Source organism: Pseudomonas sp. Sample_22, assembly GCF_004307635.1.
Classification (GTDB): domain Bacteria; phylum Pseudomonadota; class Gammaproteobacteria; order Pseudomonadales; family Pseudomonadaceae; genus Aquipseudomonas.
Genome location: NZ_RCNY01000013.1, coordinates 34,126 through 58,754, shown reverse-complemented (window position 1 = coordinate 58,754; position 24,629 = coordinate 34,126). Strand labels below are relative to the sequence as shown.

21 protein-coding genes and 1 riboswitch are annotated in these 24,629 nt (G+C 60.3%); of the genes, 7 read left to right on the top strand and 14 right to left on the bottom strand.

Annotated elements, in window-relative coordinates:
- Nucleotides 1-13: 13 nt before the first annotated feature.
- The 6 genes from D8U73_RS02005 to D8U73_RS01980 all read right to left on the bottom strand — a co-directional run bounded on the left by D8U73_RS02005 (nt 14) and on the right by D8U73_RS01980 (nt 6,361).
- Nucleotides 14-493, bottom strand: coding sequence for an Lrp/AsnC family transcriptional regulator (locus tag D8U73_RS02005; RefSeq protein ID WP_130903588.1), 480 nt, complete (start codon nt 491-493; stop codon nt 14-16).
- 128 nt (nt 494-621) lie between these two features.
- Nucleotides 622-1,623 (bottom strand): N(2)-acetyl-L-2,4-diaminobutanoate deacetylase DoeB, encoded by a 1,002-nt coding sequence (doeB, locus tag D8U73_RS02000; protein WP_130903587.1) that lies wholly within the window; start codon nt 1,621-1,623, stop codon nt 622-624.
- A gap of 3 nt (nt 1,624-1,626) precedes the next feature.
- Nucleotides 1,627-2,817, bottom strand: coding sequence for an ectoine hydrolase DoeA (doeA, locus tag D8U73_RS01995; RefSeq protein WP_056853228.1), 1,191 nt, complete (start codon nt 2,815-2,817; stop codon nt 1,627-1,629).
- Between the two features lie 43 nt (nt 2,818-2,860).
- Nucleotides 2,861-3,853 carry an ectoine utilization protein EutC gene (gene eutC, locus D8U73_RS01990; protein ID WP_130903586.1) on the bottom strand — a complete coding sequence of 331 codons (993 nt, stop codon included), beginning with the start codon at nt 3,851-3,853 and terminating at the stop codon, nt 2,861-2,863.
- Nucleotides 3,854-3,889: 36 nt separating this feature from the next.
- Nucleotides 3,890-4,861, bottom strand: a complete 972-nt coding sequence (eutB, locus tag D8U73_RS01985; protein ID WP_130903585.1) for a hydroxyectoine utilization dehydratase EutB — start codon at nt 4,859-4,861, stop codon at nt 3,890-3,892.
- A gap of 105 nt (nt 4,862-4,966) precedes the next feature.
- Entirely contained in the window at nt 4,967-6,361 is a 1,395-nt protein-coding gene (locus D8U73_RS01980; protein WP_056853300.1) for a PLP-dependent aminotransferase family protein, read from the bottom strand.
- Nucleotides 6,362-6,652: 291 nt separating this feature from the next.
- Here D8U73_RS01980 and ehuB point away from each other — a divergent pair, with 291 nt between their 5' ends.
- From ehuB to ehuA, 4 genes are all read left to right on the top strand, one after another.
- Complete coding sequence (gene ehuB / locus D8U73_RS01975; protein WP_056853231.1) at nt 6,653-7,510, top strand: ectoine/hydroxyectoine ABC transporter substrate-binding protein EhuB; 858 nt, start codon at nt 6,653-6,655, stop codon at nt 7,508-7,510.
- Nucleotides 7,511-7,585: 75 nt separating this feature from the next.
- Complete coding sequence (ehuC, locus tag D8U73_RS01970; protein ID WP_056853232.1) at nt 7,586-8,245, top strand: ectoine/hydroxyectoine ABC transporter permease subunit EhuC; 660 nt, start codon at nt 7,586-7,588, stop codon at nt 8,243-8,245.
- Nucleotides 8,242-8,898: an ectoine/hydroxyectoine ABC transporter permease subunit EhuD gene (gene ehuD / locus D8U73_RS01965; protein WP_056853233.1), complete on the top strand. Its 657-nt coding sequence runs from the start codon at nt 8,242-8,244 to the stop codon at nt 8,896-8,898. Before ehuC ends, ehuD begins: the two co-directional genes overlap by 4 nt.
- Nucleotides 8,899-8,978: 80 nt before the next feature.
- Nucleotides 8,979-9,773 (top strand): ectoine/hydroxyectoine ABC transporter ATP-binding protein EhuA, encoded by a 795-nt coding sequence (gene ehuA, locus D8U73_RS01960; protein ID WP_130903639.1) that lies wholly within the window; start codon nt 8,979-8,981, stop codon nt 9,771-9,773.
- A gap of 125 nt (nt 9,774-9,898) precedes the next feature.
- On the opposite strand, the gene D8U73_RS01950 is transcribed toward ehuA, so the two are convergent.
- The 7 genes from D8U73_RS01950 to D8U73_RS01920 all read right to left on the bottom strand — a co-directional run bounded on the left by D8U73_RS01950 (nt 9,899) and on the right by D8U73_RS01920 (nt 20,456).
- Nucleotides 9,899-10,630, bottom strand: a complete 732-nt coding sequence (locus D8U73_RS01950; protein WP_056853234.1) for an OmpA family protein — start codon at nt 10,628-10,630, stop codon at nt 9,899-9,901.
- A gap of 102 nt (nt 10,631-10,732) precedes the next feature.
- Complete coding sequence (locus tag D8U73_RS01945) at nt 10,733-11,374, bottom strand: MBL fold metallo-hydrolase (RefSeq protein ID WP_056853235.1); 642 nt, start codon at nt 11,372-11,374, stop codon at nt 10,733-10,735.
- A gap of 87 nt (nt 11,375-11,461) precedes the next feature.
- Nucleotides 11,462-14,200, bottom strand: coding sequence for a LuxR C-terminal-related transcriptional regulator (locus tag D8U73_RS01940; RefSeq protein WP_130903583.1), 2,739 nt, complete (start codon nt 14,198-14,200; stop codon nt 11,462-11,464).
- Nucleotides 14,201-14,374: 174 nt separating this feature from the next.
- Nucleotides 14,375-15,739, bottom strand: coding sequence for a DUF1329 domain-containing protein (locus D8U73_RS01935; protein WP_056853237.1), 1,365 nt, complete (start codon nt 15,737-15,739; stop codon nt 14,375-14,377).
- 28 nt (nt 15,740-15,767) lie between these two features.
- Nucleotides 15,768-17,654 (bottom strand): DUF1302 domain-containing protein, encoded by a 1,887-nt coding sequence (locus D8U73_RS01930; protein WP_130903582.1) that lies wholly within the window; start codon nt 17,652-17,654, stop codon nt 15,768-15,770.
- 337 nt (nt 17,655-17,991) lie between these two features.
- Complete coding sequence (locus tag D8U73_RS01925) at nt 17,992-19,674, bottom strand: fatty acid--CoA ligase (protein ID WP_056853239.1); 1,683 nt, start codon at nt 19,672-19,674, stop codon at nt 17,992-17,994.
- Between the two features lie 152 nt (nt 19,675-19,826).
- Complete coding sequence (locus tag D8U73_RS01920) at nt 19,827-20,456, bottom strand: LysE family transporter (RefSeq protein ID WP_056853240.1); 630 nt, start codon at nt 20,454-20,456, stop codon at nt 19,827-19,829.
- Between the two features lie 91 nt (nt 20,457-20,547).
- On the opposite strand from D8U73_RS01920, the gene D8U73_RS01915 reads away from it, so the two are divergent.
- From D8U73_RS01915 to D8U73_RS01905, 3 genes are all read left to right on the top strand, one after another.
- Nucleotides 20,548-21,513, top strand: coding sequence for a 2-hydroxyacid dehydrogenase (locus D8U73_RS01915; protein ID WP_056853241.1), 966 nt, complete (start codon nt 20,548-20,550; stop codon nt 21,511-21,513).
- Between the two features lie 33 nt (nt 21,514-21,546).
- A complete protein-coding gene (locus D8U73_RS01910) occupies nt 21,547-22,545 on the top strand; it encodes a class I SAM-dependent methyltransferase (RefSeq protein WP_130903581.1) in 999 nt (332 codons plus the stop codon).
- Nucleotides 22,546-22,585: 40 nt separating this feature from the next.
- A riboswitch (yybP-ykoY riboswitch) is annotated at nt 22,586-22,708 on the top strand.
- A 90-nt stretch (nt 22,709-22,798) separates the two neighbouring features.
- The gene (locus D8U73_RS01905) at nt 22,799-23,383 is read left to right on the top strand and encodes a TMEM165/GDT1 family protein (protein WP_056853243.1); all 585 of its coding nucleotides are present in this window, start codon (nt 22,799-22,801) and stop codon (nt 23,381-23,383) included.
- Nucleotides 23,384-23,550: 167 nt separating this feature from the next.
- Here the strand turns inward: D8U73_RS01905 and D8U73_RS01900 are convergent, their stop codons facing one another.
- Nucleotides 23,551-24,369 carry a M48 family metallopeptidase gene (locus D8U73_RS01900; protein WP_056853244.1) on the bottom strand — a complete coding sequence of 273 codons (819 nt, stop codon included), beginning with the start codon at nt 24,367-24,369 and terminating at the stop codon, nt 23,551-23,553.
- Nucleotides 24,370-24,629: the final 260 nt, after the last annotated feature.

The following is a 24,629-nucleotide window of genomic DNA, read 5'->3' as shown; positions in this document are numbered from 1 at the left end:
GTTTATTGAGTGTTCAGGATTCTTGCGACAATTCGGCCGGCAAGGCGCCGCCGGTCTTGATGGTTTTGGTGACGATGTAGGTGAAGTAGCGTTCGATTCCCAGATCATCGAGCAGCAACTGGTCGATGAAACGTTGGTAATGGTCAATGTCCGGTGCCTGGATCATTGCCATGTAATCGACACCGCCACCGGTGGCATAACAGAACGCGACTTCGGGTGCGTCGCTCATGCGTTGCTCGAAACGCCGCATGTCCTGCGCGGTGTGCCGGGCCAGGGTGATTTCCACCAGCACCTGCTGACTTTTGAACACCGCGCCCCAGTCGATGTGTGCCCGGTAGCCCTTGATCAGGCCGAGGGCTTCGAGTTTGCGCACCCGCTCCCAGGCCGGGGTCACCGAGAGATTGATCGCCTCGGCCAGGCTCGACTTGGTGATACGCCCGTCGTCAGCGAGGATTCGCAGGATTTTCAGGTCATAGCGATCGAGCTTGTGCATGGGCATATCCCTCAGGTTAATAAAAAACCTGTGGGAGCTGGCTTGCCAGCGATGGCGGTAGCACATCCAGCATTGATGTGACTGACATACCGCTATCGCTGGCAAACCAGCTCCCACAGGGATGGTTGTCAGGTCACGATATCGGCGATCACTGCGATGGTATCGCCGCACCCCACCAGCCCCGGAAAGTGCCGCGCCGCCAGCAGACCGTTGCGCGCCGCGCGATATTCCACCGGGGCCACGCCGCTGCGGGTGGTGTCGTAGACGCGGGCGATCACTTCGCCCTTGCTTACGTGATCGCCCAGGTCACGGCACATTTCCAGCAGGCCGTCGTGCTCGCTGGCGATGAAGCAATCGCCATCGGGCATGTCGAGCATGATCGATGTCGAAGCCTGCACTTGGCCCTCAAGAATCCCCGCATGCACCAGCAGATTGCGCACGCCGCGTTCGGCGATCGCCACACTGCGCGCCGTAGACGAACCGCCGCCGCCCAGCTCCGTGGTGACGAAAATCTTGCCCTGGGACTCGGCAGCGGTGTCGTACATCGCCCCGGCATCGAGTTCGAGCATGCGCATGCTGTACGGCGCATTGAACGCACGCATGCCGGCCTCGCATTGCGCCTGCTGCCGTTTGTCCGGCAACACATGACAGGCGGCGAACGGCAGGAAATCCAGGGTGCGACCACCGGAGTGAATGTCCAGCACGATGTCGGCCAGGGGCAGCAACGTGCGGGTGAAATAGTCGGCGATCTTCTCGGTCACCGTACCGTCCGGCTTGCCGGGAAAACTGCGATTGAGGTTGCCCTTGTCGATCGGCGACGTACGCCGCCCGGCGTGGAACGCCGGGGTATTCATGAACGGGACGATGATCACCCGTCCGCTGACGTCGGCGGCCGTCAGGCTTTGCGCCAGTTTGCTCAAAGCCACCGGCCCTTCGTACTCATCACCGTGGTTACCGCCGGTAAGCAGCGCGGTCGGTCCCTGGCCGCGCTGGATCACCGTAAGCGGAATCATCACCGCGCCCCAGGCAGAATCGTCCCGGGAATAGGGCAGCTTGAGAAAACCGTGCTGCACGCCTTCGCGGCTGAAATCCACCGTGGCACTGATCGGGTTGTCAGGCAGTTCACTCATGGCTCAATCCTTCACGAACAATTGGCGAGGCACATTGCACAGCGTCTCGACGCCGGTTTCGGTGATTAGAATGCTCTCAGTGATCTCCAACCCCCAGTCATCCATCCACAGGCCCGGCATGAAGTGGAAGGTCATGCCCGGTTGCAACACGCTGGTGTCGCCGGGACGCAGGCTCATGGTGCGCTCGCCCCAATCCGGTGGATAACTGATACCGATCGGGTAGCCGCAACGGCTGTCCTTGTGGATGCCGAACTTCTCCAGCACCTTGAAAAACGCCACGGCAATGTCGCCGGTGGTATTGCCCGGTTTGGCCGCTTCCAGCCCTGCCGCGATGCCTTCGACCACGGCTTTCTCGCCGTCGAGGAAATGTTGCGGCGGTTTGCCCAGATAGATCGTGCGCGACAACGGGCAGTGATAACGCTTGTAGCAGCCGGCGATTTCAAAAAAGGTGCCGGCGCCCTTTTCGAACGGTGAATCGTCCCAGGTCAGGTGCGGCGCACTGGCATCGGCGCCGGTCGGCAACAACGGCACGATGGCCGGATAATCGCCGCCATGACCGTCAGCCCCGAGGATGCCGCTGCTGTAGATTTCGGCCACCAGTTCGTTTTTGCGCATGCCCGGTTCGATGCGCTCCAGGATCCGCCCGTGCATTTTCTCGACAATGCGCGCGGCGATGCGCATGTAGGCGATTTCCTGCGGCGACTTGACCGCCCGCTGCCAGTTCACCAGCCCGACCGCGTCGATCAATCTGGCCTTCGGCAGATTTTTCTGCAGCGACAGATAAGCGGCAGCGCTGAAGTAATAGTTGTCCATTTCCACGCCGATGGTCAGTGCATCCCAACCTCGAGCGCTGATCACTTCGCGCGACAGGTAGTCCATGGGATGACGTTCCCGCGACTGCACGTAAATGTCCGGGTAGCCAACGATGTTCTCTTGCTGCATGAAGACGGTGCGCTTGGCGCCGTTGGCGTCCTGGCCGCGACCGAACCACAGCGGTTCGCCATCGAGCGCCAGCAGCACGCATTGATGAACGTAAAAAGACCAACCGTCATAGCCGGTCAGCCAGGCCATGTTCGACGGATCGGTGACCAACAACAACTCGATGCCCTGCGCCTGCATGGCCACTCGCACCTTGGCCAGACGCTGGGCGTATTCCTCCCGTTGAAACGGGAGATTGACGACTATCTGAGACATGCACATGCCCTCTGATAAATGACGCACGGATGAAAAAAGCGCTTTAACTGCCGAACTGAAAACCTTTGCCGGCCGCACGCGCACGTTCGAAGGCCAGGTTGGCCATGGCCGTGTCCTGGGCGCCGGTGCCCGTGAGGTCGCACAGGGTGATTTGCGTTGAATCGGTACGACCGGGCCTTTGGCCGGCCAACACCTGCCCCAGTTCTGCGAAGTTCGATTCGTCGCTGACCACACCCGCCGCAAGGGCGTGATGCAGCTCGCCGAGGATGCGCGTCTGGCTCAATCGATCCGCCACGTAGCGGTCGACCTGTGCCAGCGCACGGGGAGAAATTTCGTTCTTGTGTTCGGCATCCGAGCCCATGGCCGTGATGTGCAGACCGGGATGCAAATGGCGCAAATCGATCAACGGCTCACGGCTTGGTGTGCAGGTGATCGCGATGTCGACCTCGGACATCGCCTCGTCGATGCTGGCGCACGGCTTGACCGCCAGACCGCTGTCCCGGGCCAGTTCGACGCTGAAGGCCTGGGCCTTGGCGACGTCCCGCGCCCAGACCCGCACGCTGTCGATCGGCCGCACCAGACGCAGCGCTTGCAACTGCAACGCGGCCTGCTCTCCGGCACCGATCAGCGCCACGCTACGGCTGTCTTGCCGCGACAGCGCCCGCGCCGCCACGGCACCGGCCGCCGCTGTGCGCACGGCGGTCAGGTAACCGTTATCGAGCAGCAAGGCATCCAGCAAGCCGGTGCGCGCAGACAACAACATCATCATGCCGTTGAGGCTGGGCAAGCCCAGTTTCGGGTTGTCGAAAAAACCCGGGCTGACCTTGATCGCAAAGCGTTCAAGCCCCGGCAGGTAAGCGGTTTTCACATCCACTTCGCCGTTATGTTCGGGAATGTCCAGGCGCAGGATCGGCGGCATCGCCACGGCAGCGGTGGCCAGCAGTACGAAGGCCTGCTCAATGGCTTCGATACTTGGCAGGTCCAGCGACACGCAGGCGCGCAGGTCCGCTTCGTTCAGCAAGGTGATTTCACTCATCAACGCGGCACTCCATCGAGTCGTTATTGTTGGCATTCATGCATCGGCGCCGGCGAGCACACGCAGGTGTTGCTCGACATCGACGTTGCGTCCGCTGATTACCACCACGATTGGCCCGAGCGGCTCGATCAAGCCCTCGAGCAACGCGGCAATCCCCACCGCCGCCGCGCCCTCCAACACCAGACGCTCTTCGCGATAGGCATGGCGGATGGCATTGGCGATGGCGGCTTCGCTGAGCAGATGCAAGTGATCGCAGGTGTCGCGGGTCATGGCGAAGGTGTAACGGTTGTCCAGGCCGATGCCGCCGCCGAGCGAGTCAGCCAGGGTCGGCAGCTCTTCGACCTCCAGCGGATGCCCGGCCGCGAGGCTGGCGTGCATGGCCGCACCGCGTTGCATGCTGACACCGTGAGTGACGATCTGCGGGTTGGCCCTTTTCAGCGCCAGCGCGACGCCGGCGAACAGGCCGCCACCGGACAATGGAACCAGTACTTGGGCGACGTCTGGCTGCTGTTCGAGGATCTCCAGGCCCAGCGTGCCCTGCCCGGCAATGATCGCCGGATGATCGAACGGTGGCAGCAGTGTTGCGCCATGTTCGTGGGCAATCCGCTCGGCTTCACGCTGGGCATCATCCTGGGACTGACCGACAATACGCACATCAGCGCCGAGATCGCGGATGGCCTGGACTTTGTTTCCCGGCACCAGGTGCGACAGGCAAATCGTCGCCTTCACGTTTTGCCGCGATGCGGCGTAAGCGAGTGCCCGCCCATGATTGCCGGTGGACGCGGCGACCACGCCACGCGCCTTTTGCTCGGCAGTGAGTTGTGCCACGGCATTGCTCGCGCCGCGCAACTTGAAGCTGCCAGTGATTTGCAGGGATTCGAGCTTGAGGTACACCGGCACGCCCGACTGTCGCGACAGGCTGGGGGAATGTTCCATCGGCGTGCGCCGTACCAGCGCTTCGATCCGCTGGCGGGCGAGGTAGATATCGTTGAGCTGTAGCGCTGACATGACCGCATCCCGATGAGGTATTGGGCGCAGTCTAAGAGGGCTGGATTGTCGCGCTGAATGTACTAGGGCAATTTAGTCGACAAATTTTTCGACGTCTTTTGCGGCTCAAAAATCGTGGATTTGCGGGTACTGACCAAAGATTTCGCGCATGCCCATCAGCGCATCGCGCATTTCCTCGTCACTGCATTCAGCGCCTACGCATACCCGTACCGCCCGTGGCCGGGGCGTACCGCGCACGGTAAACGGGTCGGGCGACGTGACTGCAATATGCTTGTGGCGCAACGCACGCACCAGGCTGTCGAGTTCCCAATGCGGCGGGATGCCGATCCAGGCGTTCAAGGCATAGGGATGCTGGCCGAGCAGGTACTCGCCGAGGTATTCGCTGACCATCGCCTGCCGCCCGCTCAACAGCTTGCGCTGCACGCCCACCAGCGTCTCGGCGCGGCCATCGCGAATCCAGCGCGTGGCGATTTCCGAAACCATGGGCGTCGCCATCCAGCTGTTGACCCGCAAAATGCTTTCGGTGCGCAGCGCCAGACGCTTGGGCATCACCAGATAACCAATGCGCAAACCGGTGAGCACCGATTTGGTCATGCTGGTGCAATAGAACGATAGCTCCGGCAGGTAATGGCTGATCGGCGGCGCACGGCGCTCGTCCAGAAGCGGGCCGTAGACATCATCTTCGATGATGTGCACACCAAAACGCCGGGCAATCTCGGCAATTTCACGCCGCCGGTTGTCAGGCATCAGACTGGTGGTCGGGTTGTTCAGGTTCGGCGTACAGACCAGCGCGGTGATCCGTTCATTGCTGCACATGTCCTCGAAATGTTCCGGGTCAATGCCGTAGCGATCCATTTCCAGGCCCTTGAGGGTAAACCCCAGCACCTGGGAATTGCCGATCACGCCGTGGTCAGTGACACCTTCGCAAAGCACCACATCATCAGGCCCGGCGAGCGAAGCCAGGGCGAGGAAAATTCCGTGGGCCGCGCCGTTGGTGATCAGGATGTCATCGCGCTCGACGCGCAGGCCTTGGCGGGCGATCCAGTGCATCGCCGCTTCCCGGTGCGACTCGAACCCGGCAATCGGACGGAATGCGTGAATCCACGGCTGATCGTCTTCGGTACTGAGTTCGCGGCAGGTTTCGCGCCAGAACTGGTCATGTTCACGGGTGTGCATGATCCGCGTAATGGAAAAATCCACCAGCGCGCGTTCGGGACTGTCGAGAATATAGGTGGCGACCCGGTCGCTCATGCGCCGCGAGACGAAGCTGCCACGCCCCACTTCGCAACGCACCAGCCCCTGGCGCTCCAACTCCTTATAGGCGTTGGTGACCGTTTGCACGCTGATGCCCACCGCATCGGCAACCTGTCGTTGCGGCGGCAGGCGCTGATCGTTGACCAGCACGCCCTGCTCGATGTCGTCGGCAATCGCCTGCACCAGGATCTTGTATTTCGATTCGCCGCTGCGGGCGATTTGCAGTGCTGCCTTCCACTTGTCCATCGGCGCCGAACCCACGTGTTTGCCAGTGCCGACAGCATCCCGCGAGAAACCATGCAAAGCAATTGTCCTAGTGCAATGCAATGTGGCTCAGGGCTTTTGTATGCTCGGTCCAAGGTCGATGCACAGGCGGCCGAACCCGCCGCCAACAACAACCAATCGATCTGTACCGGAACTGTGGCCCAAAGCTTCGGCTCAACAGGAAAACGGCTCTCGTACGCTTTGCTCTTGTCACACTGCCTCCTACCACAGAGCCGTCTTCGACGGGTCCACAAGAAACAGGAGATTTTATCGATGAGCAATTCCATTCCCCGCAGTTCCCATGTCTTGCGTCACCTGTTCGTGGCTTGTGCGATGTTCGGTCTGGCCGCCAGCGCCCATGCCGCCACGACGCTGGAAACCATCACGAAGAACAGCAGCATTCGCATCGGCTACGCCAACGAAACGCCATTCGCCTTCACCGAAACCGATGGCCGGGTCACCGGTGAATCGCCGGAGATCGCCAAAGTCATCTTCGCCAAAATGGGCATCAAGCAAGTCGATGGCGTGCTGACCGAATGGGGCTCGCTGATTCCGGGCCTGCGCGCCGGGCGCTTCGACGTGATTGCCGCCGGCATGTACATCACGCCCGAACGCTGCAAGCAAGTCATCTTCACCGATCCGCAGTACCAGTTGCCCGATGCCCTCCTGACCGCCAAAGGCAACCCGAAAAACCTCCACAGCTATGAAGACATCGCCAAGAACCCGGATGTGAAACTGGCGATCATGGCCGGCACGGTCAATCTGAAATACGCACGGGACTCCGGGGTGAAGGACGCACAAATTCTCCAGGTGCCCGACACCACCGCCCAGTTGCAAGCCGTGCGCGCCGGTCGCGCCGATGCCGCCGTAGGCACCCAATTGACCATGAAAGGCTTGGCCGCCAAAGGCGGTGAAAAGGTCGAAGCGGTTACCGAGTTCAAGGATGACCCGTCGCATACCGGTTACGGCGCCCTCGCCTTCCGTCCGGAAGACAAGGACCTGCGGGATGCGGTCAATGCCGAACTGAAAAAGTGGCTGGGCTCTGAAGAGCACCTCAAGACGGTCGCCCCGTTCGGCTTCGACAAATCCAACGTGACCAGCAAAACGGCTGCCGAGCTCTGCGCTCAATAGTCGAGACAGGCATGGCGCTGTGGCGCGATGCCTATCCCTGCTGACTCCGGATGTTGAACCACGCAGGTGTGAACAATGGGTGAATTACTTCCGCTATTGATACAAGGCGCCTGGGTCACGCTCCAGGTGACCTTCTTCGGCTCGATCCTGGCAATTGTCGCGGCCATTCTGGCGGCGCTGGGGCGCATGTCGCCGTGGCGGCCGTTGAGCTGGTTCTCGGTCGCCTACATTGAAGTGTTTCGCGGTACGTCGTTGCTGGTGCAATTGTTCTGGCTGTTTTTCGTGTTGCCGCTGCCACCGTTCAATCTGGAACTGAGCCCCTACAGTGTGGCCATCGTCGGCCTGGGCCTGCACATCGGCGCCTATGGCGCCGAGGTGATGCGCGGTGCGATCAGCTCCGTGGCGAAAGGTCAGTACGAAGCGGCGACCGCGCTGAACTTCAGCGCTTACAAACGCTTTCGCCGAATCATTCTGCCTCAGGCTTTGCTCGCCGCGATTCCACCAGGCACCAACCTGCTGATCGAATTGCTGAAGAACACTTCGCTGGTGTCGCTGATCACCTTGTCCGACCTGAGTTTCCGCGCTCGACAATTGGATCAGGCTACCTTCCAGACCCTGGAAATCTTCAGCCTGGCGCTGGTGATGTATTTCATCCTGGCACAAGCGATCAACCTCGGCATGCGCAGCATCGAGCGGCGTCTGGCGCGTGGCCGGATGCGTGGAGGTTTGTCATGACCCTGTTCGACTGGACATACGCCTGGCAGATCCTTCCCGATTTGCTGCGCGCTTCGCTCAACACCGTGGGCATTACCCTGGTCGGTTTCCTGATCGCCATTGTGCTGGGGCTGTTCCTCGCCATCGGCCGGCGCAGCCGCTTGTACTGGTTGTCCTGGCCGATCGCCGGGGTCATCGAGTTCATCCGCAGCACACCGCTGCTGATCCAGGTGTATTTCCTTTACTACGTACTGCCCAACTACGGCGTCAGCCTGTCGGCCATGCAAGTGGGGATCATCGGCATCGGCGTGCATTACGCCTGCTACATCGCCGAGGTTTATCGCGGCGGACTCGATGCGGTTCCTCGTGCGCAATGGGAAGCGGTGACCGCGCTGAACATCGCGCCGTACAGCGCCTACCGCAACATCATCCTGCCCCAGGCTCTGCGGCCGATCCTGCCGCCGCTGGGCAATTACCTGGTGGCAATGCTCAAGGACACGCCCGTGCTGTCGGCCATCACCGTGGTGGAAATCATGCAGCAGGCCAAGAACATCGGTTCCGAAAACTTCCGCTACCTGGAACCGATCACCATGGTCGGTCTGTTCTTCCTCGCCCTGAGCATCGCCTTGGCTTATCTGGTACGGCGCCTCGAACTGCGCCTGGAGCTACGTTAATGACTTCTCCACTTTCGACTTCAAACGACCTTTCCCGGCGCGGCAATCTGACGCCGCTGCATCCGCAAGAGGCCACGGCCATGCATCAAACGAAAGCGGTCAAGCCGATAGTCAGCTTTCAGGATGTCACCAAAAGCTATGGCAGTTTCACCGTGCTCGATCATTTGAACCTGGACGTCACGCCCGGTGAAAAAGTCGCGATCATCGGCCCCAGCGGCTCGGGGAAATCCACGCTGTTGCGGGTCCTGATGACCCTCGAAGGCATCGATGACGGAGTGATCCGCGTTGAAGACGATCTGCTGACGCACATGCCCAATCGCAATGGCGTGCTGGTGCCGGCCAACGACGGACACATCCGCCGTGTACGCGGCAAGATCGGCATGGTGTTCCAGAGTTTCAACCTGTTCCCGCACATGACCGCATTGCAAAATGTCATCGAAGCGCCGGTGCAGGTTCTGGGCATGAAACCCGCCGAAGCACGGGAGCGCGCGGCGGATCTGCTGGAGTTGGTGGGTCTGGGCAGCAAGCTGGGGCATTACCCTTCGCAGCTGTCCGGTGGGCAGCAGCAACGGGTAGCGATCGCCCGCGCCTTGGCCATGCGCCCCAAAGTCATGCTGTTTGACGAAGTGACCTCGGCGCTCGATCCGGAACTGTGCGGCGAAGTACTCAATGTGATCCGCAAGCTCGGCGCCGAACATAACCTGACCATGTTGATGGTCACGCACCAGATGGGCTTTGCCCGGGAGTTTGCCGATCGTGTGTGCTTCTTCTACAAGGGCCAGATCCACGAACAGGGCACCCCGGCGCAGATCTTCGAACATCCACAGCAGGAGCGTACCTGTGCGTTTCTCAGTGCGGTAAAAGAAGCCAACTGAAACGCCGCACATAAAAAAATGGGAGCGAGCCTGCTCGCGTTGGGGCAGTCAGATTCAACATTGATGTTGACTGACCGACCGCCATCGCGAGCAGGTTCGCTCCCACAGGTTTTATGTCGCGGGTGTTACGGGTACTGCTGAACGGTGCCCGGCTGTTGCTGAGCACCATACTGCTGACCCGGAATCGCCTTGAGGTTGACCTCGACACGACGGTTCTGCGCGCGGCCATTGACGTCAGCGTTGCTGGCAACCGGGTTATCCGGGCCGGCACCACGGGCGCTCAGGTTGGCACCGCTGACACCTTGCGAAGTCAGGTAGGTCGCCACGCTCTGCGCACGACGCTGGGACAGGTCCATGTTGTGCTGGCGGCTGCCGGTGCTGTCGGTGTAACCGACGATTTCGATCTGGTTCTGGTTGAACTCTTTCAGCGAGCCGGCCAGGTTGTTCAACGGCTGGTAGAAACTCGAAGCGATGTTCGCCGAATCGGTGGCGAAAGTGATATTGCCTGGCATGATCAGTTTGATCTGATCGCCCTGACGCTGCACTTCGACACCGGTGTTGGCCATGCTGGCCCGCAGTTTTTTCTCTTGCTGGTCGGCGTAGTAACCGTAACCGGCGGCGGAAGCACCCACCACGGCGGCGCCAATCAACGCGCCCTTGCCACGGTTGTTGTGGTCAATGGCGGCACCGGCCAACGCGCCGGCCAGTGCACCGAGGCCACCGTACTTCGCGGTTTTGCTCATGCCGGTGGAGCCGCTATCGGCCTGTCCCTGGTTGTCGTAAGGGTTGGGCGATGCGCAACCGGACAACAGCGCCACGGCAGTAGCGACAATAATCAAACGACGGGTGGTGAACATGAAGAGCTCCTACTTTTTGCATTCTGTGGTGCATCAGACCAAGGCATCGGCCTTTGCGGGCGTTGGATCATTTCGATGCCTGAAAATTCCACCTGTTACAAATCAGGCTCGAACGAACGGGTTCTCACGCATTTCATCGCCAAGTCGGGTATCGGGACCATGCCCGGCCACCACGACGGCTTCTTCATCGAGGGTGTACAAACGCTGTTTGATGGAGCGCACGATAGTCGCCTGATCGCCACCCCATAAATCCGTACGCCCCACTCCACGCTTGAACAAGGTGTCGCCGGCAATCAGCAGCTTGGCATCGGCAAACCAGAAACTCATCGAACCCGGCGTGTGACCCGGCGTATGCAGCGCTACGCCACACCCACACGCCAATTCTTCATCGTCAGCCAGCCAGCGATCCGGCGATGGCACCGGCGTGTAGGGCACCCCGAACATCTGGCATTGCATCTCCAGATTGTCCCAGAGGAATTGGTCTTCCTTGTGCAAGTGCAAGGTGGCGCCGGTTTTTTCCTTCAACTGACCGGAGGCCAGGAAATGATCAAGGTGTGCGTGGGTGTGAATGATACTGACCACCTTCAGGCCCAACGCGTCCAGACGGGCGAGGATCAGCTCATGATTGCCACCCGGATCGACAACGATGGCCTTTTTCGTCACTGGATCGCCGATGATCGTGCAGTTGCACTGCAAAGGGCCGACGGGGAAGGTTTCGCGGATGAGGCCGGGGTGTTGGGACATCGGGGTCTGCTCGGTAAACGGGGACGGGTAATGTTCGCACACATCAGTATCCCGCCAATGTCTGCGATGTGTAATGTGAAATATTCCCTACCCCAGAACCCCCAGTTCCTTGGCCCGGGCAACGGCCTGTGTACGGCGCTCGACCCCCAGTTTGCTGTTGATATGGCTGGCGTGGGTCTTGACTGTGTGCAGGGAAATAAACAACTGGTCACTGATTTCCTGATTCGAACAGCCTTGGGCAATCAGTCGAAGCACAGCCAATTCGCGGGTGCTCAGTTGTTCAGCGGCAGGAGCCGGGTCCAGCACCTGACGCGCGGGCGGAGCAGGCAGTTTCTCCGTCAGGCTCTGTATGACTTCAGTCGTCGCGCATAGCTGCAATTGGCCACGCAACCACTCCGGATACCCTGCCATCAAACCTTCGAACGATTGCAGTATGCCCCCGCCAGCGGCGTCCAATGCCTGGATCAGCGCCTTGCGGGCCTCGGGCTCGCGGCCGGTGGTGAGCAACAGCGACACTTTTTGCGTCAGCGCCATCGCGCTGAGCATCTGCCGCCCGGTTTGCTGACCCTGCTCGAGCAAGACATTCAAACGCCCCTCGGCCAGCATCGGCTGACCCTGTATAACCTCAAGCAGGGCTTGTTGCAGTTCGATATGCAACGGCAATTGCGGATGGAATTCCGGTGGCGCTGCAGCATGCTCGCCATTGTAGGTTTGCCCCAGTCGCGCCAGCCAGGCTTCGGCAAGATCTGTGCGCCCCTGCGCCAGCCAGAGTTCGCATTTGACCAAGGTGATCATCGCCAGATAGTAGATCGGCGGCACGTCCCAGATGTGCATCAGGCGTTCGGCTTCAGCCAGTTCGGCAAAGGCCTTGGCAAACTCGCCGCTGCTGCCTTCGAGCCGGGCGATGACACAATGGCCGATCAACACGCTGATGTCGCGACAGGCGCGAGCCTCGTTCAAGCCCACCTGCAAACGCGCTCTCGCCGCGTGTGGTTGCAAGCGCAGAGCCAGCAGAAACCCTTCGTACAAGGTCAGCCGGGCGCGGATGGCATAGAGACGTTGCGGTGACAAACCTTGCAAACGCTGCAGCCCTTGGCGAACTTCGGCAAGGGCGCGCAGGACTTCCCCGCGCGCCTGCAATACCCGGGCACGGTCATAATGGGCCAGCGCTTCGAACAGTGGGTTGCCGACCCGTTGTGCCAACTCCAGAGAAGCGCGATTCAACCCGCGCGCACGCCACAGGTCGCCGTCGGCAATGGCCAGGTTGGACAATGTCGAAAGACACATCAGCCGCTGGCCGTAACGCTTGCAGGGAAGGCTTTCGAGTGCCTCGGTGCAATAGAGCAGCGTGAGTTCACGGTTGCCACGCCCGCGAGCGATGATCCCGCTCAGGGCCAGCCATTGCGCCAGCATCGACTTCTGCGCGGTAGCCGACGGGGCCGGCAGGAAACGGCTCAGATGACTGGCCAACTCCTCGGCAGCATCCAGTTGGCAGGCCAGTCCCAACGCCCAGCTGTAGAGCACGATCAGACGCGGCGTGCTGATCAGCAGGCTGTCGGGCAAGTCCATTTTCCAGCGCAGCAGCATGCCGACATTCTGTTCGGCGAGCAGTTGTTCCTCCGAAAGGTTTTGCACCAGGTTTGCCGCAACGTCCAGATGCCCGGCACGCAATGCCTGTTCCACCGCTTCATCGAGTAGCCCCTGGGCATTGAACCAGCGACAGGCACGCAAATGCAGCGTGCCGGCCGGCACCATCGTCTGCGCGGTGGGCCGGGTACGCAACAGATCCGAGAACAGGTGGTGATAACGGTACCAGTGGCCATGCTCGTCCAACGGCACCAGGAATACCTGGTGCGCCGCCAGAAAGCGCAGGATCTCGGCGCTGTCATGGGCGTCGCGAACGGCGTCGCACAACTCACTGCAAAAGCGTTCCTGAGGGGCGGTGTCGTAGAGAAAAGCCTGGACCTCGGCGGGCAGGCAATCGATGACTTCCTCAAGCAGATAATCGCGGATCAGACCTTCCCCGCCATTAAGCGCCTGGGGTAAAGCACCGTCGGTACCGGCCTCGGAGGCTGCCAGCAGCCAGAATCGCAAGCCGGCTACCCAGCCTTCACTGCGCTGGATGAGGTTTTCCATCGCCTCGCCACGCAGTGAACTGCTATGCCGGTCGAGCAGACTCAGGGCCTCATCGTGGGTCAACCGCAGGTCCTGTTCGTGCAACTCAAGCAGTTGCCGTGACAGGCGAAGCCGCGCCAGATGCCAATCCGGGCGCTGGCGACTGGTGACCATCACCAGCAAACCATCGGGAAGATGATTGAGGAAAAACTGCAGGCAGCGATCCAGAACCGGCCCCTGGGCCAGATGATAATCATCCAGCACCAGCAGCAATGGCGTGGCGGTGGACAAGTGCACGGCCAGTTCGTCGAGCAAGCCGTCCAGCCATTCTTCGAAGGCGAACGGTTGATGACGCTGGCGCATTTTCAGCAAACCGAGGGATTGCCTGCCCAGCTGCGGGAAATAGTCTTGAAGGCCTTCGAGCAGTCGCTCGAGGAATCGCCCCGGATCGCTGTCTCGCGGGCTCAGGCCCAACCACAGACTTTGCCAATGCGCCGGCAATGCCTGACAAAACTCTATCGCCAATGAACTCTTGCCGAACCCCGCCGGTGCACTGACCAACAGCAACCGGCCACCGAGCCCCGCACTCAGACGCTCGCACAGTCGAGGTCGCAGCACATGGCCGTCGGGCAATGGCGGTCGGAAAAAACGCCCGTCCAGCGCAGCGACAGCGACGCTTGCGGGAGCGGGTGGTGGGGACAGATCAGTCATGGCCGGCTCTTGTTTGAATTGCGGGTGGCGGCGTTGCAGATGTCCGCAGACTAGCTGTAAACGAAGAGGGAATGAAGGTTATTGCTACAAATGGCTACAAAAAGTCTACACACAAGAAAACGCCCCGAACCAGTCGGGGCGTTTGCAGAGGATGCGGCCTCGTTTCAGCGCTCGTTAGCGAACACCATCCTGACGCAATGCCGCCGGGGTGAAGTCGCTGGTGGTGGCAGTAAAGCCGAAGTCATACGCCGACTTCTCTTCGTTCTTCATGCCCAGCGCCAGGTAACGGCCAGATTGCAGGTCGTACAAGGCTTCCAGGGCGTACCACGGCACTTGCTTGTCGTAGTAGTTCTCGGCATGAGCCTCGGCGACGCGCCACAGTTGGCCGCGACCGTCGTAGTGATCGATCACCGCCGCTTGCCAGGTGTCTTCGTCGATGTAGAAGTCACGCTTGGCGTAGATGTGGCGCTGACCTTCCTTCAGCGTTGCAACGATATGCCACACACGACGCAGTTCGTACCGCGCAAGGTCCTGGTTGATGTGGCCGGCCTTGATGATGTCGGCGTACTTCAGTTTCGGATCGTCGAGCTTGTAGGCGTTGGAGGCGATGTACATCTCTTTCTTGCCTTCAAGCTTCCAGTCGTAGCGGTCCGGTGCACCGTTGTACATGTCCAGGTTGTCGGAGGTACGCAGGCCGTCGGCAGCAGTACCCGGGCCGTCATAGGACACTTGTGGCGCACGACGCACACGACGCTGGCCGGCGTTGTAGACCCACGCCGAACGCGGTTCTTTCACCTGGTCGAGAGTTTCGTGCACCAGCAGCACACCACCGGCCAGACGTGCCGGGGCAGTCACTTTCTGCTTGAAGTAGAACAGGATGTTGCCCGGGTTGGCCGGATCGTAGTCCTTCATCTTGTCACGGAACACGAACTGGTCCTGGAAGTACACCAGGCTGAACGAGCCGTTTGGCTGTGGCGTGGCCTGGGTGACCAGACGGGTCACGCTACCACCGCGATAACGGGTGATGTGGTTCCAGATCACTTCAACGCCGCTCTTCGGAATCGGGAACGGAATCGCCGTTTCGAAGTTTTCCAGGCCGTTGCCGCCGGAAACGAGCTTGGTGTTGGTGGCGTTCTTCTTGATGGCGGCGAACACTTCATCCGGCACGGTGGCACCGCGATGGGTCGGGTAGACCGGCATCTTGAAGGTTTCCGGGTAGCGCTTGAACATCGCGTACTGACCCGGCGCGAGCTTTGCCTTGTACTGGTCGACGTTCTGCGCGGTGATGGTGAACAGTGGCTTTTCACCTGGGTACGGATCGGACAGGAAGCCTTTGCTGTCGACACTGCCAGCATTCTTTGGCAGCGGCTTCCAGGCAGAAATCGAACCGTCGGCATTACCTGCCATTTCGGCGCCCATCGGGGTCAGGCTCTTGCCCAGCTTGTCCGCTTCGGCGGCCGGGACCGCCGCCATGACGCCGGTTGCCAACAGCGAAAGCCCCAGGACACCGATGTGAAACAGACTCTTGGTTATTTTCATTTTTGTGTTCGTCCTGAAAATACAGTGCTTAGAAGTTCACGCCGAAGCTGAGCGCAACGAAGTCGCGATCATCCACAGTGGTGTACTTGCCGTCGAAGAAGTTGGTGTACGCCAGGCTTGCGGTGTAGGTGTTCTGGTACTCGGCATCGACGCCCAGGCTGACCGCTTTGCGACCTTCCTCGAAGTTGCCGCCAGGACCAGGCGAGTAGCCGTCAACGTCGTGGGACCAGGCCACGTTAGGCTTGAGGTTCACACCAGCGAACACGTCGTTGTATTCCCAGATGGCACGACCGCGATAACCCCAGGAGGTGGCCGTGGTGAAGCCATCGTCGTTGCAGTTACGGGCGACGTTGTTGGTCGGGGTACCCGGGCCGGCACCGTTGATGGTGCTGGTGTTGAGGGCCACACAGGTGTTGGCACCGCCAGTGGCAGGCAGCTCGCCAGGACCGTAGACCGGATCACGGCCATAACGAACGTCGGAAGTGCTTTCCAGACCGCCAACGTGGGTGACACCCACTTCGCCCACCAGGGTCAGACGGCTGGCGCCCATGACCTGATCAAAGAAGTGCGTCAGGGTGGTCTGGAACTGGGTCACTTCCTTGCGGCGATAGCCGTGCAAGTCCTGGCCCGGTACACCGGTCAGCAGCGAAGCATTGGTCAGCGCGCCGCCCAACGGACGCACACCGGCGAACAGGATGTCGGTGGAGTTGAGCTGCACCGGTGCGTTCGGACGGTAGCTGACCTCACCGCTCCACGCCGTACCGGTAGGCAGGGTGGTGGAGAAGCTCAGGCCATAGAGGCGGATGTCTTCCGGATACTCGACGAAATAGCTCGAGTTACCCGCGACGATCAGTGGCGCCAGTGCACGGAAGGCTGCCGGCAGGGCCGCTGCGCCGGCATAGACCGATGCTGGGGCACCTGTGGCGCTGAAGATCGGCGCACGGCTGTGGTAGTTCATGAAATAGGCACCGAACTCGGTGTCCAGCGGCTCGAACATGTATTTGAGCGACGCGCCCCACTGGCCGCTGTCACGTGCATCGCGATCCGCACCACGGCGAACCAGCACACCTTCGTTGTCTACGTTGACGCCCAGACGGGTCAGCGTAGGCAGAGCCGCGGCCGGAATGGTCGAACGTTTGTTCAGCACGCGCAGGTTATTGTCGCAACCGTCGGCAATGATGTCCGGTTGGGAGAAGAAGGTGCCGCAGTTGTCGACGACAGTCTGGTCCCACTCGAGCTGGTAGAAGGCTTCCGCCGACAGGTTGTCGGTGAGGCTCTGGGACACATAGAACATGTTGACCGGGATCAGGCCTTCCTTGACCTCGGCGCCTGGTCGACGGAACGCGGACACGTCGATCGGGTTGATCGAGTTGATGCCGCTGCCGATGAAAGTACTTTCACCCCAGCTCACTACCTGCTTGCCCAGACGAACCGAGCCCGGCTGATCGGCAACCGAGTAGTTGTGGTAGACGAATGCATCGAGGATCTGACCGCCAGACGACTTGGCGCCTTCTTTGCGGTTGCTGTCGCTGATGTCCTTGAACGGACGGCTTTCGTCCTTGAGTTCAAAGTCGTACCAGTATTTGCCACGGACGAAAACGCCAGTGTCGCCGTACTTCAACTCAAGGTCATGGATACCCTTGAAGATCTTCGAGAAGGTCTCGCCGCTCTTGAAGTTCAGGTGCCCGTCATCGGAGGTCTGGGACAGGCCACGGCCGCCGTTGTTGACGCCGATGAGGTTCTTGTTGGGGCTTTGGGTAGACCAGCTCGCACCGATCGACAGGGAAGAGTCGAACTGACCTTCGATTTCACCAACGTTGAAACTGACGCCGAATGCAGGCCCGGCGAGCGTAGAGGCAAGGCTGACGGCCAGAGGCAGTTTAGCCCGGCGCCAGAACTGGTTTACTGATGTCATCGACGCTACTCCATGTGCATTTTATTGTTATGGCAGTGAGCACTTTTAAAAACGCTTGGATAACAGGGAGCCACGGCATCCCAAAGTCACTCCAAAGTTGCATCGCCCCGGTTTGTGCGTTTGCCCCGTTCTTAAAAATCCTTGAGCGGACTATAGCCAGCAGGTAGTAGTGCTTGATCCCTCTAAAGTGTGATTTGCAGCTGCCAGCCACTCTGGAACAGTCCTTTGCCAAGCCGACACCTGTCGGCACGGCAAGAATGGCTGAAATTTCGGATTTGACAAGCCAAGCGCTTGCTTGGTGGGGCTGGCGTGCCTTTTCGGGCACGCCGCAAGAGACTTAAAGCGTCGAAAGGAAGGTGCTGTTGGTGGCCTGCCATTCGGTGATGTCGACGCGAATTTTCTTCTTGTCGAGTTTGCCGACACTGGTCTTGGGAATTTCAGTAACAAGGGCGATCTGACTCGGGATCGCCCACTTGCTCAAGTGCCCCAGTTCGACAAATGGCTTGAGGTGTTCCTTGAGTTCCCGCGCCCCGATCACATGGCCTTCGCGTACCACCAGCAAGGCAAACGGACGCTCGCCCCATTGCGGGTCGGCGATCCCCACCACTGCTACTTCGCGTACCGCTGCATGGCGGCTGATCAGGTCTTCCAGATCAAGCGAGGAGATCCACTCGCCGCCGGTCTTGATCACGTCTTTGATCCGGTCGCGGATATCGATCACGCCCATGCTGTCGAGCGTTGCCACGTCACCGGTATGCAACCAGCCCCCGGCCCACAGCTCGGCGCCCTTCTGCGGCTCGTTGAAATAGCCTTCGGTGAGCCACGGCGCGCGCAGCACCAGCTCCCCTTGAGTTTCGCCGTCGGCCGGCAGGAAGTTGCCTTCGGCATCGACAATCGCCGCTTCGACCAATGGCCCGGGCACACCGGCCTTGATCCGGTAGGTGGTGCGTTCATCCTCGGAGCCGGCCATCAATTCGTCGTTGAGGTGCGCACAGGACACCAGCGGTCCGGTTTCCGACATGCCATAGGCGGCAGTCAACTGGATGCCCTTGGCCTTCGCGGCTTCGTACAGCGTACGGTTCAGCGCGCTGCCGCCAATGACGATTTTCCAGCCGGCGAAGTCGGTGTTTTGTGCCGCCTTGGCATTGAGGACCATTTGCAGGATGGTGGGCACACAATGCGAGAAGGAGACCTTTTCCTTGCGCCACAGCTCCACCAGGAACTCCGGGTCATAGCGGCCCGGATAGACCTGTTTGAGCCCAAGCATGGTCGCCACGTAAGGCAGCCCCCACGCATGGACGTGAAACATCGGGGTGATCGGCATGTACACGTCGTTGGTGCCCAGCAGGCGCACGCTGTCGATGGCGCCCATGATCGTCGACACGCCCATGGTGTGCAGCACCAGTTGTCGATGGCTGAAGTACACGCCCTTGGGATTGCCGGTGGTGCCGGTGGTGTAGAACGTGGTGGCTACCGAGTTCTCGTCGAAGTCCTGGAAGTCGTACTGCGGGCTCGCGGCGGCCAGCAATTGCTCGTACTCACCCACAAGATTGGGCAGGTCCGCGGTTTTTTCCGGCAGGTCGGTCAGCAGCAAGGTTTTCTCGACCGTGGTCAGATGACCGGCAATCGCGTTGTACAACCCCACGAACTCGCTGTTGACCAGGACAAAGCGGTCCACGGCATGGTTCATGGTATAGAGGATCTGTTCCGGCGACAGACGCACGTTGATGGTGTGGATCACTGCACCGATCATCGGAATGGCGAACATGCATTCCAGATACCGATGGCTGTCCCAATCCATGACCGCCACGGTGTCCCCGGGCTTGACCCCGGCGGCCGTCAATACGTTGGCCAGCCGCGCGACCCGTTCGATCAGGGTCGGATAGCTGTAGCGCAACTGGTCGCGGTAAACGATCTCGCGGGTTTTCTCATAACGCGCGCCGGACATGAGCAGCCGTTTGATCAGCAGCGGATACTGGTAAGCGCCTTCGGCTGGGGGGATAACGCGAGTCTGCAACATAAGAATCCCTTTTCTGACTGCACGGTCGTGGCTGTTAAGTACGCACTGTAGTGCGCCTGAACGTCAGCCAAATCAGCCAAAGGAATGATTTGCAGGGCCGCGCAAATGCTAGCGTTGCGCCAGCATTTGCCGGTGTTTGAAGACCGTTACAATCAGTGCATCTCGGTAAATGCCAGCTTCACGCCGATGGCGATCAGTACCGCGCCCATGGTTCGGTCGAACCAGTGCCCCATGCGGGCGAACCCGGCACGCACACGTTGCTGGCTGAACAACATGGCCACCAGGCAGAACCAGATCGCCGTCGCCACTGCCAGGTACACCCCGTAACCGGCCTGTACCGCCAGCGGCGTGTGCGGGTTGATCACGACGGTGAACAACGACAGGAAAAACAGCGTGGCTTTCGGATTCAGGCCGTTGGTCACGAAGCCCGAGGTGAAGGCGCCGCGAGCGGTGCGCTCGCCCGCTTCCTTGTGCAAATCGTCAGTCACCGCTTTGGCAGGTTTTGCCCGCAATGCCTTGAAGCCGATGTACAAAAGGTAAGCGGCAGCGGCCCATTTCAGGGCGTTGAACAGCATGATCGATTGGGAAACGATCAAGCCGATACCCAGCAGGGAATACCCCACATGCAGGAAAATTGCCGTACCGACACCCAGCGCTGTCCAGGTGCCCGCGCGACGACCGTGAGTGACGCTTTCACGCACCACCACGGCAAAGTCCGGGCCAGGGCTGGCCACAGCCAGCAAGTGGATCAAGGCAACGGTCAAGAACTCGGTCCAGTACATGAGGGCTCCTTCAGGCCAAGCGTAACTATTTATTTCATCTGGTAGGCTCGGCAGATTACGCCTTCAGTTCATTGCACAAAAGGTACAGTTGATGACGAACACTCGCCGCGCCGTTTTCCTTGACCACCCGTCCCTCGATCTGGGCGACCTTGATCTCAAGCCGCTACGGGATTGTTTCAGCGAGCTGCAGCTGTACTCGCAGACTTTGCCGGATCAAGTGATCGATCACCTCAAGGGCGCTACCGTGGCGATCAGTAACAAAATCCTGATCGACGCCGCGGCCATGGCTGCCAGCCCCGAGCTGAAGCTGATTCTGATCACCGCCACCGGCACCAACAACGTCGATCTTGCGGCCGCCCGTGCCCACGGCATTACCGTGTGCAATTGTCAGGGTTACGGCACACCGTCCGTGGCGCAACACACGATCATGCTGCTGCTCAATTTGGCGACGCGTCTGGCCGACTATCAGAAAGCCGTGGGCGAAGGTCGCTGGCAGCAGGCCCGGCAGTTCTGCCTGCTGGACTACCCGATCGTCGAACTGGAAGGCAAAACCCTCGGCTTGCTCGGCCATGGCGAATTGGGCGGTGCCGTCGCTCGGCTGGCCGAAGCGTTCGGCATGCGTGTGTTGCTGGGCCAGATCCCGGGGCGCCCTGCCCGCCCGGATCGTTTGCCGCTGGACGAGCTGCTGCCGCAAGTCGACGCGTTGACCCTGCACTGCCCGCTCAACGAGCACACCCGCCATTTCATTGGAGCCCGTGAATTGGCCTCGATGAAGCCCGGCGCTTTTGTGGTCAACACCGCTCGCGGTGGCCTGATCGATGAACAGGCCCTGGCCGACGCGTTGCGCAAGGGTCACCTCGGCGGTGCCGCTACCGATGTGCTGAGTGTCGAACCGCCCGTCAACGGCAATCCGCTGCTGGCCAATGACATCCCGCGCTTGATTGTCACACCGCACAACGCCTGGGGCAGTCGCGAGGCACGCCAGCGCATCGTCGGCCAAGTCACTGAAAACGCCCTCGCCTACTTCAGCGGTAAGGCGCTGCGGGTCGTCAGTTGATAGACTGCGACACTTTTTTTCACAGGAGCAGTTATGGATCCGCGCAGTGAAGTACTGCTTCGTCAGGCTGAATTATTCCAGGGGCCAGTCTTGTTGGCCGGTCTTCCCGCCGACGATTTGCTGGGCCGCCTGCCCGACGCTCGCGGCTGGTGCTGGCATGCGGGTGATCAAGCCGTACTGGACGCGCGTTTCGCCGAGCGCAGCGATTTTGGCGTACACGTGCCGGAACACCCGTTTGACGCCGCCGTGGTGTTTTTGCCCAAGTCCAAGGATTTGACCGACTACATCCTCAACGCCTTGGCCTCGCGGCTGGCGGGGCGCGAGCTGTACCTGGTGGGCGAGAAAAAAAGCGGCATCGAGGGCGCCGCCAAACAACTCAATCCGTTCGGCAAGCCGCGCAAACTCGACAGCGCGCGACACTGCCAGCTGTGGCTGGTGACTGTGGCCAATGCGCCTGCAGCCAAACCGTTGGAAAGCCTCGCCCAGACCTACGAACTGCCACTGGCTGAAGGCCCGCTCAAAGTCATCAGCCTGCCGGGCGTGTTCAGCCATGGTCGATTGGATCGCGGCAGCGCACTGTTGCTGGAGCATCTGGACAAACTGCCCAGTGGTCACCTGTTGGACTTCGGTTGCGGTGCAGGTGTTTTAGGCGCCGCGGTAAAACGGCGCTATCCGCACAATCAGGTGACAATGCTCGACGTCGACGCGTTCGCCGCCGCCAGCAGTCGCCTGACGTTAGCCGCCAACGGTCTGGAAGCCGAAGTGATTACCGGCGACGGCATCGACGCTGCACCGATGGGTTTGAGTGCGATCCTGAGCAACCCGCCCTTCCATGTCGGCGTGCACACCGATTACTTCGCCACCGAGAATTTGCTGCGAAAAGCAGCCAAACATCTGAAAAATGGTGGGGAACTTCGCTTGGTAGCCAATAGCTTCCTGAAGTATCAACCATTGATCGAAGAGCACCTTGGCGTGTGCGCCATCAAGGCCGAAGGTCAGGGTTTCAGGATCTACCGAGCCAAACGCGGGTAGAAATTTGTACTTGCCGAATGGATTTTGCCTAGGCAGAATCCGCTCCGTCCTAGGGGAGTAGTCTCCCACGAGCGCCATGCTCGTCCGGCATACGTCAACATACTTGGTCCTCAGACCATGGCGTATGCGACCCAAGCGTCCGCATCAGACGGATCGCAGGGTTTGACAAGACCTATGACACGCACACCTTACCCGGGGCGGGAAGGCTGTACGTGTCATAGCCGTGTCGACCCGCCCCTTAGGAAAACCCCTGATGCTGGATTCATTGCTCGTTCCCACCGCAATCGTTGCCTTGGCCGAAATCGGCGACAAGACGCAACTGCTCGCGCTCATTCTCGCAGCCCGTTTCCGCAAGCCTTGGCCGATCATCGCCGGTATCGTTGCCGCGACCCTTGCCAACCACGCGGCAGCCGGTGCGGTTGGCGCATGGGTGGGCAGTTTCTTCTCGGATACGTTACTGCACTGGATCCTCGCAATCAGCTTCGCCGCCACCGCTTTGTGGACCCTGGTGCCAGACAAGATGGATGACGACGAAGCCAGCACCGCCCGCAAGTTCGGGCCGTTCCTGACGACGTTGATCGCGTTCTTTCTCGCGGAAATCGGTGACAAGACCCAGATCGCGACCGTGATGCTGGCTGCGCAATATCCGGAATTGTGGCTGGTGATCATCGGCACCACCCTGGGCATGTTGATTGCCAACGTGCCGGTGGTCTTGGCGGGTAACTTCGCTGCAGACAAACTGCCGTTGACCCTGATTCGCCGCTTGGCGGCGTCGGCGTTCTTCATTCTGGCGATTGTTGCGGTATACAAGGCGATGCAGGCTAGCGGATGGGTTTGACGCGGTAGGCAATCATTGTGGCGAGGGAGCTGGCTCCCGCTGGGCGGCCTGGCAGCCCCAAACCAGATGATCGCGTGTTGTCAGACTCGACGCGTCATCCGGATTTACGACTGCTGCGCAGCCGGGCGGGAGCCAGCTCCCTCGCCACAAGTGCCCTCGCGCGCAGATCAGGACTTCTTGGCTTGTTCGTAAAGTGGCATGACTTTCGGAATCGCCGCCTTCAACGCTGCAGTCCGGGTGCTAGAGGACGGGTGCGTGCTGAGGAACTCTGGCGGAGCACCTTCGCTGGCCTTGCTCATCTTGTTCCACAGGGTAATGGCGGCATTCGGGTTGTAACCCGCGCGAGCAGCCAGCTCCAGGCCGATCAGATCGGCCTCGTTCTCATTGCCGCGGCTGTTGGGCAAGGTCATGCCGTAGTTGGCCACGGTGTCGGCCAGCGCCAGGGTATCCTGCCCCAACCCGAACAACGCACCAGCGCCCTGCTTCGCCATTTCCATGCCGTAGGCCTTGGACATCGCTTCACGACCGTGCTCACGCAAGGCATGGGCAATTTCATGGCCCATCACCGCGGCGATTTCATCGTCGGTCAATTGCAGACTGTCGATCAGTCCGGTGTAGAAAAAGATCTTGCCGCCCGGTCCGCAGTTGGCGTTGAGCTCGTCACTCTTGATCAGGTTGACTTCCCACTTCCACTGGGCCGCATCCGGGCGGAAGTTCGGCGTCTGGGCAATCAGCCGATCGGCGATCACCTGTACGCGCTTGGCATCGCTGCTGGTTTTGTCCAGCACGCCTTTACTGGACGCTTCGCCGACGGTCTTCTGATAAGACTGGGCATACATTTGGTCGACCTCTTGCGAGGACAACATGCTGAACATGTACTGCTTGCGCTCAACACCCACCGCGCCACCGCTGGTGGTGTTGACAGACTGGCAACCGGCGAGCAACAGACCTGCGCTCAGCGCACACGAAACCAATGTCTTGTTCATCAAAAAACTCCCTGAAAACATGACCGTATCCTAGGCGCGGAAATGTATCGACGCCAGATACAACGGCATATATGACGCGCATTTCAGACAAAGCTCTCGTCACTGCAGTAAAAAATTCACGAAACCGGGTAAGCCACCGTCCGTAAAGCGCGGGCAATGATTCATTTGCGACATCGAGCACCCCAAAACAGTCATTTCAGTGACGCCCGCTCATGCCCCTTCAACCCCCTGCCGATACACCTCCGCGGATGTCCTTTTGC

Bases quoted from the DNA above. Each gene is read 5' to 3' on its own strand.
- D8U73_RS02005 (WP_130903588.1), bottom strand. From the start codon at position 493: ATGCACAAGCTCGATCGCTATGACCTGAAAATCCTGCGAATCCTCGCT.
- doeB (WP_130903587.1), bottom strand. From the start codon at position 1,623: ATGAGTGAACTGCCTGACAACCCGATCAGTGCCACGGTGGATTTCAGC.
- doeA (WP_056853228.1), bottom strand. From the start codon at position 2,817: ATGTCTCAGATAGTCGTCAATCTCCCGTTTCAACGGGAGGAATACGCC.
- eutC (WP_130903586.1), bottom strand. From the start codon at position 3,853: ATGAGTGAAATCACCTTGCTGAACGAAGCGGACCTGCGCGCCTGCGTG.
- eutB (WP_130903585.1), bottom strand. From the start codon at position 4,861: ATGTCAGCGCTACAGCTCAACGATATCTACCTCGCCCGCCAGCGGATC.
- D8U73_RS01980 (WP_056853300.1), bottom strand. From the start codon at position 6,361: ATGGACAAGTGGAAGGCAGCACTGCAAATCGCCCGCAGCGGCGAATCG.
- ehuB (WP_056853231.1), top strand. From the start codon at position 6,653: ATGAGCAATTCCATTCCCCGCAGTTCCCATGTCTTGCGTCACCTGTTC.
- ehuC (WP_056853232.1), top strand. From the start codon at position 7,586: ATGGGTGAATTACTTCCGCTATTGATACAAGGCGCCTGGGTCACGCTC.
- ehuD (WP_056853233.1), top strand. From the start codon at position 8,242: ATGACCCTGTTCGACTGGACATACGCCTGGCAGATCCTTCCCGATTTG.
- ehuA (WP_130903639.1), top strand. From the start codon at position 8,979: ATGCATCAAACGAAAGCGGTCAAGCCGATAGTCAGCTTTCAGGATGTC.
- D8U73_RS01950 (WP_056853234.1), bottom strand. From the start codon at position 10,630: ATGTTCACCACCCGTCGTTTGATTATTGTCGCTACTGCCGTGGCGCTG.
- D8U73_RS01945 (WP_056853235.1), bottom strand. From the start codon at position 11,374: ATGTCCCAACACCCCGGCCTCATCCGCGAAACCTTCCCCGTCGGCCCT.
- D8U73_RS01940 (WP_130903583.1), bottom strand. From the start codon at position 14,200: ATGACTGATCTGTCCCCACCACCCGCTCCCGCAAGCGTCGCTGTCGCT.
- D8U73_RS01935 (WP_056853237.1), bottom strand. From the start codon at position 15,739: ATGAAAATAACCAAGAGTCTGTTTCACATCGGTGTCCTGGGGCTTTCG.
- D8U73_RS01930 (WP_130903582.1), bottom strand. From the start codon at position 17,654: ATGACATCAGTAAACCAGTTCTGGCGCCGGGCTAAACTGCCTCTGGCC.
- D8U73_RS01925 (WP_056853239.1), bottom strand. From the start codon at position 19,674: ATGTTGCAGACTCGCGTTATCCCCCCAGCCGAAGGCGCTTACCAGTAT.
- D8U73_RS01920 (WP_056853240.1), bottom strand. From the start codon at position 20,456: ATGTACTGGACCGAGTTCTTGACCGTTGCCTTGATCCACTTGCTGGCT.
- D8U73_RS01915 (WP_056853241.1), top strand. From the start codon at position 20,548: ATGACGAACACTCGCCGCGCCGTTTTCCTTGACCACCCGTCCCTCGAT.
- D8U73_RS01910 (WP_130903581.1), top strand. From the start codon at position 21,547: ATGGATCCGCGCAGTGAAGTACTGCTTCGTCAGGCTGAATTATTCCAG.
- D8U73_RS01905 (WP_056853243.1), top strand. From the start codon at position 22,799: ATGCTGGATTCATTGCTCGTTCCCACCGCAATCGTTGCCTTGGCCGAA.
- D8U73_RS01900 (WP_056853244.1), bottom strand. From the start codon at position 24,369: ATGAACAAGACATTGGTTTCGTGTGCGCTGAGCGCAGGTCTGTTGCTC.